This is a genomic window from Streptacidiphilus sp. MAP5-3, assembly GCF_041262505.1.
Taxonomy (GTDB): Bacteria; Actinomycetota; Actinomycetes; order Streptomycetales; family Streptomycetaceae; genus Streptacidiphilus.
In genome coordinates, this window is the sequence record NZ_JBGCCL010000015.1 from 1 (window position 1) to 12,775 (window position 12,775).

15 protein-coding genes are annotated in these 12,775 nt (G+C 71.3%); 9 read left to right on the plus strand and 6 right to left on the minus strand.

What is annotated here, in order from left to right:
• Window positions 1-160 precede the first annotated feature (160 nt).
• The gene (locus ABH928_RS21915) at window positions 161-781 is read left to right on the plus strand and encodes a TetR/AcrR family transcriptional regulator (RefSeq protein WP_370069029.1); all 621 of its coding nucleotides are present in this window, start codon (window positions 161-163) and stop codon (window positions 779-781) included.
• A 24-nt stretch (window positions 782-805) separates the two neighbouring features.
• Here the strand turns inward: ABH928_RS21915 and ABH928_RS21920 are convergent, their stop codons facing one another.
• The 5 genes from ABH928_RS21920 to ABH928_RS21940 all read right to left on the minus strand — a co-directional run bounded on the left by ABH928_RS21920 (window position 806) and on the right by ABH928_RS21940 (window position 3,818).
• Entirely contained in the window at window positions 806-1,471 is a 666-nt protein-coding gene (locus ABH928_RS21920) for a YidC/Oxa1 family membrane protein insertase (RefSeq protein WP_370069031.1), read from the minus strand.
• A gap of 163 nt (window positions 1,472-1,634) precedes the next feature.
• Entirely contained in the window at window positions 1,635-1,958 is a 324-nt protein-coding gene (locus ABH928_RS21925) for a DUF6412 domain-containing protein (RefSeq protein ID WP_370069033.1), read from the minus strand.
• 135 nt (window positions 1,959-2,093) lie between these two features.
• Entirely contained in the window at window positions 2,094-2,591 is a 498-nt protein-coding gene (locus ABH928_RS21930; RefSeq protein WP_370069035.1) for a nucleoside deaminase, read from the minus strand.
• 91 nt (window positions 2,592-2,682) lie between these two features.
• Window positions 2,683-3,153, minus strand: coding sequence for a cyanase (cynS, locus tag ABH928_RS21935; RefSeq protein WP_370069037.1), 471 nt, complete (start codon window positions 3,151-3,153; stop codon window positions 2,683-2,685).
• Window positions 3,154-3,230: 77 nt separating this feature from the next.
• The gene (locus ABH928_RS21940) at window positions 3,231-3,818 is read right to left on the minus strand and encodes a carbonic anhydrase (RefSeq protein WP_370069039.1); all 588 of its coding nucleotides are present in this window, start codon (window positions 3,816-3,818) and stop codon (window positions 3,231-3,233) included.
• Window positions 3,819-3,943: 125 nt separating this feature from the next.
• On the opposite strand from ABH928_RS21940, the gene cynR reads away from it, so the two are divergent.
• The gene (gene cynR, locus ABH928_RS21945; RefSeq protein ID WP_370069041.1) at window positions 3,944-4,882 is read left to right on the plus strand and encodes a transcriptional regulator CynR; all 939 of its coding nucleotides are present in this window, start codon (window positions 3,944-3,946) and stop codon (window positions 4,880-4,882) included.
• A 138-nt stretch (window positions 4,883-5,020) separates the two neighbouring features.
• Window positions 5,021-5,926, plus strand: coding sequence for an alpha/beta hydrolase (locus ABH928_RS21950; protein ID WP_370069043.1), 906 nt, complete (start codon window positions 5,021-5,023; stop codon window positions 5,924-5,926).
• Window positions 5,927-5,957: 31 nt separating this feature from the next.
• On the opposite strand, the gene ABH928_RS21955 is transcribed toward ABH928_RS21950, so the two are convergent.
• Window positions 5,958-7,145: a DUF5685 family protein gene (locus ABH928_RS21955; protein WP_370069045.1), complete on the minus strand. Its 1,188-nt coding sequence runs from the start codon at window positions 7,143-7,145 to the stop codon at window positions 5,958-5,960.
• Window positions 7,146-7,302: 157 nt separating this feature from the next.
• Between ABH928_RS21955 and ABH928_RS21960 the strand changes: the two genes are divergently transcribed.
• The 6 genes from ABH928_RS21960 to ABH928_RS21985 all read left to right on the plus strand — a co-directional run bounded on the left by ABH928_RS21960 (window position 7,303) and on the right by ABH928_RS21985 (window position 12,652).
• Window positions 7,303-7,644: an antibiotic biosynthesis monooxygenase gene (locus ABH928_RS21960; protein WP_370069047.1), complete on the plus strand. Its 342-nt coding sequence runs from the start codon at window positions 7,303-7,305 to the stop codon at window positions 7,642-7,644.
• Between the two features lie 96 nt (window positions 7,645-7,740).
• The gene (locus ABH928_RS21965; protein WP_370069049.1) at window positions 7,741-8,376 is read left to right on the plus strand and encodes a YigZ family protein; all 636 of its coding nucleotides are present in this window, start codon (window positions 7,741-7,743) and stop codon (window positions 8,374-8,376) included.
• Between the two features lie 226 nt (window positions 8,377-8,602).
• The gene (locus ABH928_RS21970; RefSeq protein WP_370069051.1) at window positions 8,603-9,850 is read left to right on the plus strand and encodes a beta-ketoacyl synthase; all 1,248 of its coding nucleotides are present in this window, start codon (window positions 8,603-8,605) and stop codon (window positions 9,848-9,850) included.
• Window positions 9,851-10,070: 220 nt separating this feature from the next.
• Entirely contained in the window at window positions 10,071-11,096 is a 1,026-nt protein-coding gene (glnII, locus tag ABH928_RS21975) for a glutamine synthetase GlnII (RefSeq protein WP_370069053.1), read from the plus strand.
• A gap of 185 nt (window positions 11,097-11,281) precedes the next feature.
• Window positions 11,282-11,914 (plus strand): lipid II flippase MurJ, encoded by a 633-nt coding sequence (locus ABH928_RS21980; RefSeq protein ID WP_370069055.1) that lies wholly within the window; start codon window positions 11,282-11,284, stop codon window positions 11,912-11,914.
• A gap of 102 nt (window positions 11,915-12,016) precedes the next feature.
• Entirely contained in the window at window positions 12,017-12,652 is a 636-nt protein-coding gene (locus ABH928_RS21985; RefSeq protein WP_370069057.1) for a hypothetical protein, read from the plus strand.
• Window positions 12,653-12,775: the final 123 nt, after the last annotated feature.

The window sequence follows — 12,775 nt, forward strand, 5'->3', positions numbered from 1 at the left end:
GAAGCTAAGCCTCACAGCGCCGATGGTACTGCAGGGGGGACCCTGTGGGAGAGTAGGACGCCGCCGAACAATCTTTCCAGTGAAGCCCCCTGACCTCGCGTCAGGGGGCTTCACTGCGTTTACGGGTGTTTCCCTGCCGCGTGCGTTGTACGCTCCGCAGGTGGAAGCGAATGCAGGCTACCGGCGTTCAACCGGCTCTCCGCGGGGTGAGGCCCGGCGGCAGGAATTGTTGGACCGGGTGACCGACGACCTGGCCGTCAACGGGCTGGTCGACTTCTCGCTGCGCCGCGCCGCCCGCGCGGCCGGGACCACGCACAAGGTGCTGCTCTATCACTTCGACGGCGCCGACGACCTTCTCCGTCAGGCTGTCGGGCGACTGCGGCAGCGTCGGATCGACCATGCGATCGCATCCCTGGGTGAGGAGGGCGAGGAAGGCGGAGCGTCGACGCTGGCGGAGCGGGTACGCGTGGTCTGGCCGATGCTGATGGGTGAGGAGCCCGGGCTTGCACGGGTGTTGGACCAGGCGATGGGGCTGGCCATGTACGACCCTGACCGTCACCGGCAGTTGGGCCAGCACGCGTCGGCGCAGTACCTGCCGATCCTGGTGTCGCTCTGTCCGCCCGAGTGGAGCGAGGAGCGAAAGCTCGGGGTGGCCGAGATGATCCTGGCCTGCCTGCGCGGCTTCCTGCTGGAGCGCCTGATCAGCGGCGACGAAGCCGGCGTAGGGGTCGGCTTCGAAGCGCTGATGCGCTCGCTGGAACGCGAGCAGCGGACTCCGTGAGGAGGCCGCGCAGGGGAACAGGAATCAGGACAGCAGGGCCTTCTCTCCGAGCGTCCAGGCTGTGGTGGTGAGCAGGTAGAGGCCTGCCGCGAGCGGGAGGAAGGCCGCGAAGACCGCCGTGGTGAACGAGAGGTAAGCCAGTGGCCCGGACTTCACGGCCGCACGGCGGGTGCGTCGGTAGGCGAGGTAGCCGAGCGCGAGCAGGCCGACGAGTACGGTGCCGAAGACGGCGACATGTGCCGCTCCGGCGAGGGCGGTCAGGTGGGCGCTGAGGGGGACACCGAGCAGCGTGTGCCCCAGCAGGGCCTGCGAGGCTGGGTCGCTGGTGCTGGTGCTGGTGAAGAGGCGGTACATCACGGAGGTGAACGGCACCTGCAGCAGGAAGGGCAGGCAGCCCGAGAGCGGCGAGACGCCCTCCTCCTGGTAGAGCGTGGTGAGTTCGCGTTGCATGCGGGCGGGGTCCTTGCGGTGCCGTTCGCGCAGCGCGGTGATGCGGGGAGCGAGGCGGTTGCGCGTCTTCTCGCCGCGTGCGGCGGCGCGGGCGAGCGGGTGCAGCAGCAGGCGCACCGCGAGGGTGAACACCACGATGCCCACGGCCACGGGCATGAGGTGGGACAACTGGCCGACGGCCTCGCGGGCGAGGCCGACCGCGGGGTCGAGGACGGTGAACGGCGACAGGGAAGCTGACATGACGAGTGGGCCCTCCGGCCTTTCGGCGCGCGGCGTTGTCGGCGCGGCGCGGCGTGTGACAGGTCCTGGCACGGGGGGCGACCGTCAGCAACGGCCGTGGGGAAACACGGAAGGGTTCGCGCAAGAGACGCGCAAGATGCGGGCGTGAGAGAAGAACGAGCTCTCAGGCCCGGGATGCTGAACCAGCCGCCCGGGAGGCGGCGGACGGTGCTCGTGGGCGGCTGCGACCGCGTCCGTCAGGGTCGCGCTGCGGCATGAAGGCGGTCAGCCACGCGTACTCGCGTCGGGCGGCCGGCTCCGGACCACCGGATGCCGTCGGGCCGAGCAGGTGGAGCACGGGGATCTGGCCGGCGACCAGGCAGACCATCAGGGCGAGCGTGGCCGTCGCGACGGCGGCGAAGCCCAGCGCGCCGGGGTGCGGGAGCAGGGCGTCCAGCACCCTGCCGAGAAGGGCGAGGACGCCGAGCAGAACGGTTGCGCGCTGCACGTTGTCCTCCCCTCCGAACTGGTGCCGCTGTGTGCGGCAGCTTCCCGCATCATGCCCCAGTCGGGACGGACGGGAGGGAGGAACGCGAAGGATCCATCCGACGGTCGGGCATCGGACGGTCGGCCGTCACGGCCGTCACGCGGTCGGGGCTCCGGTGACGCGGCGCTCGCCGCCGTTGCGCTCCTGCCACAGCCGGTAGACGCTGACGGCGTCCTCACGCGGCTCGTAGCGCATGGGCAGTCGGCGGTCCTGGTAGGGCTTGGCGAACTCGTCGTAGAAGGTGGCGAGTTCGAAGTACTTGCGGTCGTCCACGTAGTGGGGCTCGTAGGCGTCGCGGCTGGTGAGGAAGACGACCTCGTCCGGCGAGCAGTAGTACAGCGAGCCCAGGCACATCGGGCAGGGGTGGGCGAGGACGTAGATGGTGGTGCCGGTCAGGTGCTCGGTGCCCAGCTTGGTGCAGGCCTCGCGGATGGCGAGGATCTCCGCGTGGGCGGTGGGATCGTTGGTCTGGGCGACCCGGTTCGGGCTCTCGGCGAGGATCTGGCTGTCCTTGGCGATGACGGTCGCGAACGGTCGGCCGCCTTCGGCGACGTTCTGGCGGGCGATGTCGATGGTGCGTTGGACGAAGTCCATGGGGATCTCCGGAGTGTGACGAGCGGGGGTCGGGGCGGGCCCGTAGGGTGGCCCGCCCCGGTGCCGATTGGCGTCCGATGCGGGGACGTCGTCAGAACGGCTTGGTCGGCAGGTACTTGCCGTCCAGGGTGATGACGGCGCGCTCGCCGCCCTCGGGGTCGGCGACCTTCTTCACGTCGAGCTTGAAGTTGATCGCGGAGATGATGCCGTCGCCGAACTGCTCGTGGACCAGGGCCTTGAGGGTGGTGCCGTAGACCTGGAGCATCTCGTAGAAGCGGTAGATGGTCGGGTCGGTGGGGATCCGATCGGTGATCGAGCCGCGGGTCGGGATGGTCTGGAGCAGCAGCGCCGCGTCCTCGTCCAGGCCGAGGAGCTCGGCGACCGCCTTCGCGGAGGCCTCCGGCAGGGGGTGCTGGCCGAGGACGGCGGCGGTGGTGAAGGCCACCGACAGGCCGGACACGTCGGCGATCTGCTGCCAGGAGAGGTCCTTGCGGGTCTTGGCGTCGACGGCGGCGACGGCCAGGGCCTGGCGGGCGGTCGGGTCGAACTGGGCGTGCACCATGATCGGTACGTCCTTCTTTCTGCGGTGGGGAGATCGGAGCGAGGCGGGCGAAATCAGAGCAGGGAGGCCGTTGCGGGTCAGGCCGCGAGGCCGGGGCCGGTGGCGGTCAGCTCCTCGACGCCTCCGGTGGCGATGTCGAAGACCCAGCCGTGCAGGGTGACCTGACTCTCCGCCAGGGCGCGGGCGACGGAGGGGTGGGTGGCCAGGTTCGCCAGCTGGGCCAGCACGTTCTGCCGGACCAGGGCGGGAACGTCGGCGTTGGCGGCGGCACGGGCCCGGGAGGCGTCCGCGTGCCGCAGCCAGGCGGCGACGGCCGGGGCGCCACTGAGGTCGTGGTCCTGGGCGAGCGCGGTCATCGCGCCGCACGCGGAGTGGCCGCAGACGACGATGTCCTGCACGCCCAGCACGGCGACGGCGTACTCGATGCTCGCGGTCACCCCGTCGCCGCCGGGGCTGTAGGCGGGAACCAGGTTGCCTGCGGTGCGGATGACGAAGAGGTCACCCGGCTCGGTGCCGGTGATCAGCTCGGGGACGACGCGGGCGTCGGAGCAGCCGATGAACAGCGTGTGCGGCGAGTGATGCGTGGCCAGGTGGGCGAAGAGCTCCGTCCTGGCCGGGAAGACGTCCCGCTGGAAACGCGCGACACCCTCGGTGAGGTCCTGCATGTGGGTCACTCCCTTCGGTGCGACCGGCCCTGGGGGCTGGTGAGATCCACCATGCATGACCTGTTCCTATAGTGTCCAAGAGCTGCTGGACATCGAAGCCATTGGTCTCATCTATGGTTGTACGCATGGCTGCTACGGAACTCCGTCATCTGCGCTACCTGCTCGCCGTCGCCGACCATGGCAACTTCACCCGCGCCGCCGACGACCTGCACATCTCCCAGCCCACGCTCTCCCAGCAGATCAGGCAACTGGAACGCACCCTCGGGGTGCAGCTGCTGGACCGCACCGGGCGGACGGTGCGGCTGACCGACGCCGGTGCCGTCTACGCCGACCACGCCCGTCGTGCGCTGCGCGACCTGGCCGCCGCCGAGCGTGCCGTCCACGACGTCCAGGACCTGTCCCGTGGCCGGCTGCGCCTGGGGGTCACCCCCACCTTCACCGCCTACCTGGTCGGTCCGCTCACCGCAGAGCTCCAGACTCGCCACCCCGGCGTCGATCTGACCCTCACCGAGACGACCCAGGACAGCGTCGAGGCCGCCCTGCTCGCCGACGACCTGGACCTCGGTATCGCCTTCGCGGGCCCGCACCTGCCCGGCATTGCCGCGACCCCGCTGTTCACGGAGACGCTGAGCCTGGTCACCAGCAGCCCGGTCACCGGCAGCCCGGTCACGGGCACCGCGCGGACCCGGGAGATGTCGGAGCCGCTGCCCGTCCGCGCCCTGAGGGACGAACAACTGGCGCTCCTCAGTGGTGACTTCGCCACGCGTGGCCATATCGACGGCTATCTCGCGGGCCACCGCATCGCGCCCCGTATCGCGGTCGAGGCCAACTCCATCCAGGCACTCACCGAGATCGTCCGGCGCACCCAGCTGGCCACCGTCCTGCCCGACGCCATCACCCACGACCACCCCCACCTCGTGCCCGTCGCCCTCGATCCGCCGCTGCCGACCCGAACCGTCGCCCTCCTGCGCCGGGAGGGCGCCTACGAGAGCGCCGCCGCCAGGGCGTTTGTCCGGCTGATCGACGATCTGGTCCGGGTGCGGGGCTATGCCCCACCCGCGTGAGGGAGAACCGGTGGACGTGATGTGAACCGGATGGTTCACTTGAAGCAGGCGGTCGGTGCCACAGGAGCGCAGCTCCCACAGGTTCCATAGGTGTCGCAGTCGTCGCAGGCGTCAGGCGTCGGAGTTCCGGAGGTCGGCATGCTCGAGTCCGTGCAGCGGGAGAAGGTCCGGTTCAGCAGCGGCGGCGAGGAGTGCGTCGCGTGGTACTACCCCGGGACCAACGGGGCGTGCGTGGTGATGGCGGGCGGATTCGCCGTGCCGAAGGAGCCGGGGACCGACCGGTTCGCGCGGCGGTTCCAGCAGGCGGGGTTCGGCGCGCTGGCCTTCGACTACCGGCGGTTGGGGGAGAACGGCGGCAGTCCGCGGCTGGTCCTGGGGTTGCGGGACCATGTGGCCGACTGGCTGGCGGCGATCGCGTATGCGCGCTCGTTGCCCGGCGTGGACCCGGGCCGGATCGCCCTGTGGGGGTTCTCGGCGTCCGGTGGGCTGGTGATGGAGGCAGCGGCCCGGGCCCCGGAGGTGGCGGCGGTGGTCGCGCAGTGCGCCAACGTCGGCGGAGTGGCCGCGACACGGGCGCCGGCGCGGTACCAGACGCCCGGAGCGATGCTGCGACTGGTCGGGCGGGGCGTGCGGGACGCGCTCGGTGGGGTGTTCGGGCGTGAGCCACTGCTCGTCGCGCTGGCCGGGGCCCCGGGGACGGTGGCGCTGGTGACCACGCCGGACGGGTGGGTGGTTCCGCATCCGCTCGATCCGGACGGCCTCTACCCGGAGTGGCGGCAGGCGGTCGCGGCGCGCTCCGCGCTGACGATGCCGCTGCACCGGCCCGGACGTGCGGCGTCGCGGGTGCGCTGCCCGCTGCTGGTCGTGGCCTGCGACCAGGACCTGACGGCGCCGCCGGGACCGGCGATCGCGGCGGCGGAACGGGCCCTGCGTGGCGAGGTCGTCAGCCTTCCTGGCGGGCACTACGCCCCGTTCCTGGACGCGCACGAGCAGGCGGTCCAGGAGGAACTGGGCTTTCTGGAACGGCATCTGGGCCGCCGATGAGCCGACCGTGCTGACACGTCCTGACGCGTGCTCAGCAGCCGCCGCAGTCGCAGCATTCCAGACACTCACAGCATTCGCAGCACTCGCAACATTCGAGGCCGTCGCAGCAGTCGCCGCAGTCCATGTCGCTGCACGGGCCCTGCACGTGACGGCCGTTGCAGGGGTTGACGTAGTCCTCGCGGCAGCAGGCCTGGCAGGTGCAGCAGAGCAGCGCCCAGATCCCGCACGCGGCCAACGGGTTGCGGCGTCGGCCCGGCGGGACGGGCGGGATCGGCGGCCCGAAGGGGCTGTTGCCGAAGGGGTTCGGGCCCATGGGCGGTAGCGGCATGCCGGGCGGCGGCTGCGGCGGTGGGTAACTGCCCCGGGCGTGGCCGAAGGTGCGGCGCACCGCCGCGTCTGTCTCGTGGACCAGGAGGCGGTGGGCCAACACCCGGTCGTCCATCTCGACCTCGGCCAGTGCGAGCTTGATGCCGTGGACGGCGTCGCGGCAGAGGCGCTCGGCCTCCTCCAGTGACGTACCGGTGGCGGCCAACGGGTTCCATGCGCCGGTGGACTGATCCTCCGTCAGATCCTCGACCGCGTCCAGGAGATGGGCGAGGCGGCCGAAGTAGCGGCCGGCCTCGCGCAGCGCTGCGGCGTTGCCTGGGCGTCCCGCGAGGGCGGCGGTGTGCTCCAGTGCGAGGGCCGTGGCATCCTCGGTCGGGGCCGTCACCAGCAGCACCGAGGAACCGAGGCCCGTGGACCGCTCCAACGCGGTCTGGCGGGCCAGCGTGTCGAAGAGGACGCCGGTGTCGAAGCCCAACTCCGCGCCGCCGCGCAGGCTCTGGCGTCGCCAACGGTCCGCCATGCCACCCGCTGCCGTGGCGACCGGACGCCGGGCGAACGCGCCGTCGCGGTCGTCGACATGGTCGCGGACCTTCGCCGACGCCAACGCGAGGGAGACGGCGGCGGCGAGCTGCGCGCCCTCACCGCGTGCGACGGATGCCGAGCGCATCCCGCGCAGCGGGCACGGACCGGCGGTACGGCGGTCGTCCGGGGTGGACGGGCGCTGCGCCTCGACCAGGACGGAGACGATCAGGCCGTCGTAGTTGGTCGCGGTCCGGGCCAGTTGGCCGTGGCCGTCGCGCAGTGCGAGGCAGAGCCCGCACAGATGCGCCATCCAGCTGCGCTGGAGCTTCTCGCCGAGCCGGTGACGGCACGGACGAATGATCCCGAACATGTGGAAGTCCTCCCCCGGACGCTTCGACCGATCACCTTAGCGGTGCGAGCTGACGTCCGTGGGTGCGGCTGTCCGGACATACAGCCGACTGACACAATGATCGTCACGACGAGTGCGGCGAGAACAACGCCCGCACCAGCAGCCGGAGGAGACCCCGATGGAAGCCAGGCGCCCCGCCCGCACGCCCGAACCGCCCTACTACAGCGTGGTCTTCACCTCCGTCCGGGCGGAGGGCGACCACGGTTACAGCGAGATGGCGAAGCAGATGGCCGAGTTGGTGACCCGGCAGCCGGGGTTCCTCGGCTCGGACGCGTGCCGTGGTGCGGACGGCCTCGGTATCACCGTCGCCTACTTCGACACCGAGGAGAACGTCAAGGCCTGGCGCGCCAACGCCGAGCACACCATGGCGCGGAACCTGGGCCGGGAGAAGTGGTACTCGTCCTACGCCGTGCACGTCGCCAAGGTCGAGCGCGCCTACAGCTGGGAGCGGCCCGAGTAACCTGGCAGGCGACCAGGAACGAAGCGCTAGAGCAGCACACGAGCGCAAGTGCAGCACGCGAACAGCGCAAGTGCAGCAGAACCGGGAGGCCCGTCCGTGGTGTACCTGACCGTGGCCGGGCCGGGGGTCCACGAGATCGAGGTGAAGAAGTCCCGCTTCATCTGCCATCTCGCCCGGGCCGAGGACGAGGCCGCGGCGCAGGCGTTCATCGCCCGGATCCGCAAGGAGTACTGGGACGCCCGGCACAACTGCACCGCCTTCGTGGTCGGCGACGACCCGCGCCGGGAGCGGTCCAACGACGACGCCGAACCGGCCGGGACGGCGGGCGCGCCGATGCTGGAGGTGCTGCGCCGGCGCGGGCTGACCGACACCGTCGCCGTGGTGACCCGGTACTTCGGCGGCGTCCTGCTCGGCGCGGGCGGCCTGGTCCGCGCCTACGGCGGCGCCGTGTCGGCCGCGCTGGACGAGGTCGGCGCGGTCGAGCGACGGCCGGTCGCCCTGATCGAGGTGACCACCGACCACGTCCGCGCCGGGCGGCTGGAGAACGACCTGCGGTCGGCCGGGTACGGGGTGCGTGACGTCGCGTACGACGCCGTCGGCGTGGTGATCGAGGTCGGGGTGCCGGAGGAGTCGGTGTTGAGCTTCGACGCCTGGCTGGCCGAGGCCACCGGCGGCGAGGCGCTGGCGGAGCGGACCGGGACGACCCGCGTCGACGTGCCGGTCGTCCGGTAGCGCGACTGTCGCTACCCCGGGCTGTCGCTGCCCAGGCTGTCGCTACCCAGGTTGTCGATACCCCACAAAGATTCGTAGGCAGACTCGCGGCATTGCCGTGCCCCGGTCCGGTCCGGTGATCGTGCCAGGCTGGGCATCAACGCCAGAGGGCGGGCCGCCCACCGAACTCGCCCTCTCGTGCCTTTCTTACGAAAAGGCAGCCTACGAACACAAGGGGAGAGCGCCGATGGGACAGCACAGCGTTGACAAGGCCCAGGCCCACGCCGACATCGAGGTCGTCGTCACCGGCATGGGTGCCAGCACACCGCTCGGCGGGGACGCGGCGTCGACGTGGGCCGCGATGCTCGCGGGCGAGTCGGGCGCGAGCGCGCTGGAGCAGGAGTGGGCGAAGGACCTGCCGGTGCGGATCGCCGCGCAGCTGGCCGTCGACCCGGCCGAGGTGCTGCCGCGTGTCGAGGCGCGCAAGCTCGACCGCTGCGAGCAACTCGCGCTGGTGGCCGCGCGGGAGGCCTGGGCGGACGCGGGGCGGCCGGAGGTCGACGGTGAGCGGCTGGCCGTGGTGATCGGGACCGGGACCGGTGGGGCCGGATCGCTCCTCGCGCAGGACGACGTGCTGGAGCAGTACGGGGCCCGCAAGGTGTCCCCGTACGTGGTGCCGATGCTGATGGCCAACGGCCCGGCGGCGTGGGTCAGCATGGACCTCGGCGCACGCGGGGGCGCGCGGACGCCGGTGAGCGCCTGCAGCTCGGGCGCGGAGGCGATCGCCATGGCCCTGGACCTGATCCGCCTCGGCCGCGCGGACGTCGTGGTCGCCGGAGGGACGGAGGCGTGCGTCGCGGCGCTGCCGATGGCGGGCTTCGCGCAGATGACCGCCCTGTCCAAGCGGAACGACGAACCCGCCCTGGCCTCACGGCCGTTCGACACCGAGCGCGACGGTTTCGTGCTCGGCGAGGGCGCCGCGCTGCTGGTGCTGGAGCGCGCGGACCGCGCCAGGGCGCGCGGTGCGCGGGCGTACGCGCGGGTCGCGGGCGCCGGAATCACCTCCAGTGCCGACCACATCACCGCCTCCGACGCCGACGGGCAGTCGCGGGCGATCCGGCAGGCGCTGACCGAGTCCGGGGTCGCGCCGCAGGACATCGGGTTCGTACACGCCCACGCCACCTCCACCCCGGCCGGGGACGCGGTCGAGGCGCAGGTCATCGCGGACGTGCTGGGCCGCCACCCGGTGGTGACCGCGACCAAGTCGATGACCGGTCACCTGCTGGGCGCGTCCGGGGCGCTCGGCGCGATGGTCACCGCGTTGGCGCTCCGCGAGGGCCGGCTCCCGGCGATCCGGAACCTCGACCACCCGGACCCCGAGATCAAGCTCGACCTGGTCGCGGGCGGGGTGCGGCACGGCGAGTGGCAGGCGGGGCTGGCCAACTCCTACGGCTTCGGCGGCCACAACGTGTCGTTGGTGTTCACGCGCGTGTGACCTGCGGGGTTGGCGCGCTGTGTACTGCGGAGGGTGTGAACTGCACCACTCCTGGCCTGGTTAACATGCAGTTCACAAACGGGCAACGAGTGGGAAATTGCGTGCTGTGAGGCTCCTGGTCCAACAGCCAAGGCCGTAACTCCCCAGCGCAGAGGAGCGACGCCGAGCGCCACAGCATCGTTCCCCCACCCGTGCACGTTCACCTGCGAGGTCAGCGCCCGTGACTTACAAGGCCGAGTACATCTGGATCGACGGCACCGAGCCGACCGCCGAACTGCGCTCGAAGACCAAGGTTCTGGCCGACGGCGCCGAGCTCTCGGTCTGGGGCTTCGACGGTTCCAGCACCAACCAGGCCGAGGGTCACGCCTCCGACCGCGTGCTCAAGCCGGTCTTCTCCTGCCCGGACCCGATCCGTGGCGGCGACAACGTGCTGGTCCTGTGCGAGGTGTGGAACACCGACGGCACCCCGCACGAGACCAACCACCGCGCCCGCCTCTCGGCCGTTGACGAGCAGTTCGCCGCGCAGGAGTCGATCTTCGGCATCGAGCAGGAGTACACCTTCCTGACCGAGGACGGCCGCCCGCTGGGCTTCCCCGAGGGCGGCTTCCCGGCCCCGCAGGGCCCGTACTACTGCGGCGTCGGCGCGGGCAAGGTCGTCGGCCGCGAGATCGTCGAGAAGCACCTGGACGCCTGCATCGAGGCGGGCCTGGGCATCTGCGGCATCAACGCCGAGGTCATGCCGGGTCAGTGGGAGTTCCAGATCGGCCCGCTGAGCCCGCTCGTGGTCTCCGACCACATGTGGGTCGCCCGTTGGCTGCTGCACCGCATCGCCGAGGACTACGGCGTCGTCGTCTCCCTGGACGCCAAGCCGGCCAAGGGCGACTGGAACGGCGCGGGCGCGCACACCAACTTCTCCACCAAGGCCATGCGTGAGGGCTACGACGCCATCATCACCGCCTGCGAGGCGCTCGGCGCCAGCCAGGACATCGTGATGGAGCACGTCACCCAGTACGGCTCGGGTGTCGAGCAGCGCCTCACCGGCAAGCACGAGACGGCCCCGTGGAACGTCTACACCTACGGCGTCTCCGACCGTGGCGCGTCGGTGCGCATCCCGTGGCAGGTCGAGGTGGACAAGAAGGGCTACATCGAGGACCGCCGCCCGAACGCCAACGTCGACCCGTACGTGGTGACCCGTCTGATGGTCAACACCTGCTGCGCCGCACTGGAGAAGGCCGGGCAGGTCTGAGTTTGCTTGCAGGCCTGGGGATTTGACCGGCCTGATGTCCTGATCTCCGGGTCGTGCTCGGCTGTCGCTCGTCGACGCGGCCCGGTGACACCCTTCCGCGCGCCCTCCGGTTTCCCGTACCGGAGGGCGCGCGGTTGTCGTCGTTCCGAGGCTGTCGTTGTCGTTCCGGTACTAGGGTGTGCCGCATGCGTGATCTTGATGCGACGCAGGTGAAGACGCGCGGTGGGGCGCGGGGGGTGCCGGCGGCCTTCTTCTTCCTGGTCTTCGGGCCGGAGATCGCGGTCGTCATGGTCGCCCACGGCAGCAGTACGGAGGGCACCGCGGCCCCACTGGGCGAGATGCTGCGCGCCTTCGCGCTCGGCCTGATCCCGTTCTCCGCCCAGTACTTGCTGCTGCGCGGCTTCTACGCCTTCGACGACACCCGCACGCCGTTCTGGATGGCGCTGTGGATCTCCGTCGCCGACATCGTCCTGGCGACCGCCTGCCACCTGTGGCTGCCGCCGCGCTGGGCGGTCACCGGCATGGCCGCCGCGTATGCGGTGTCGTACCTGTTCGGCATGGTGGTCACGGCCGTCCGGCTGCGGCGTCGGCTGGACCGCCGCCTCGACGGGAGGCGCCTGGTGCGCACCTACGGCAAGCTCGTCGCGGCGGCGGGCGCGGCCGGTGCGGTCGGGTGGAGCGCGGCGCACGTGCTCCAGGGGTCGGTGCTGCTGGGGTTGGTGGCCGGCGGTGCGGCGATGGCGCTGGCGTTCGTCGTGCTCGGCAAAGCGCTGCGGATACGGGAGTTCGCCGGTCTGCGGGCGCTGCGGGGAGCCTGACGCAGCGCCTGACGCAGGGCCTGGCAAGGAGCCTGATACAGCGTCAGGAACTGATGCCCCTCCCGCTTCGTCCTACGGGCACGACGCGAGGAGGCGAGGACGGTGCGAAGACCTGGCGGCAGACGTCGGCTGAAGCTGTGGCCCGAGGCGCTGGCGGTCGCGGTGGCGCTGGTGGCCGTGCTGTGGGCGCTCGATGCGACCGGCTGGTTCAGCGCGGACGCGCACTCGCAGACGCAGGACCCGACGGCGGTCGCGGCGGCCCTCACAGCGGTCCGGACTGGGCACTGCCCGTCGCAGGAGCCGCAGGAGCCGCAGGACCAGGCGACCGACGTGACCGGGACGCGTGACGTTCTCGAGCCCCTGGCGGCGAACCGGCTGTTGCTCTGCGGGTATGCGAACCTGTCGTCGAACGGGGTGCGGAGGATCCGCGTGACGTCGCGGGTGATCACGGACCAGGCGACGATCAGTGGCTTCCGCAGTGCCCTCAACGCGCTTCCGACACCGTCGGGAGGGACCTACGAGTGCCCCGACGACACCGGGTCGGCGGCGCTGGAGATCTTCACTGACGGCAGCCACGAGGTCGAGCTGCTCCAGGGCATGACCGGGTGCCAGATGGTCACGAACGGCTTCCGCGACGGCTGGGTGGGCACCTCGTGGGCCGGCCTCGACCTGATGAAACTGATGCCTCCCACGTTCTGCACTGCCGTCTGGCGCGGCAGTTGTCCCAAGGGGGTGTGACGGTTCCCGGAGCCCTTAGGGGTGCTGCGTGCGGTGGATCAGGGGACGACCCGGGCAAAACCCTGAGGCGCTCCGGGCGGCTCGTGGCTACGCTCCCGACTGACGGTCGTCGGTGGGGGAGCG

Coding starts and splice junctions, on each gene's coding strand:
- ABH928_RS21920 (WP_370069031.1), bottom strand. CDS start 1,471: ATGTCAGCTTCCCTGTCGCCGTTCACCGTCCTCGACCCCGCGGTCGGC.
- cynR (WP_370069041.1), top strand. CDS start 3,944: ATGGCTGCTACGGAACTCCGTCATCTGCGCTACCTGCTCGCCGTCGCC.
- ABH928_RS21960 (WP_370069047.1), top strand. CDS start 7,303: ATGGAAGCCAGGCGCCCCGCCCGCACGCCCGAACCGCCCTACTACAGC.
- ABH928_RS21930 (WP_370069035.1), bottom strand. CDS start 2,591: ATGGACTTCGTCCAACGCACCATCGACATCGCCCGCCAGAACGTCGCC.
- ABH928_RS21955 (WP_370069045.1), bottom strand. CDS start 7,145: ATGTTCGGGATCATTCGTCCGTGCCGTCACCGGCTCGGCGAGAAGCTC.
- ABH928_RS21950 (WP_370069043.1), top strand. CDS start 5,021: ATGCTCGAGTCCGTGCAGCGGGAGAAGGTCCGGTTCAGCAGCGGCGGC.
- cynS (WP_370069037.1), bottom strand. CDS start 3,153: ATGGTGCACGCCCAGTTCGACCCGACCGCCCGCCAGGCCCTGGCCGTC.
- ABH928_RS21980 (WP_370069055.1), top strand. CDS start 11,282: ATGCGTGATCTTGATGCGACGCAGGTGAAGACGCGCGGTGGGGCGCGG.
- ABH928_RS21940 (WP_370069039.1), bottom strand. CDS start 3,818: ATGCAGGACCTCACCGAGGGTGTCGCGCGTTTCCAGCGGGACGTCTTC.
- ABH928_RS21970 (WP_370069051.1), top strand. CDS start 8,603: ATGGGACAGCACAGCGTTGACAAGGCCCAGGCCCACGCCGACATCGAG.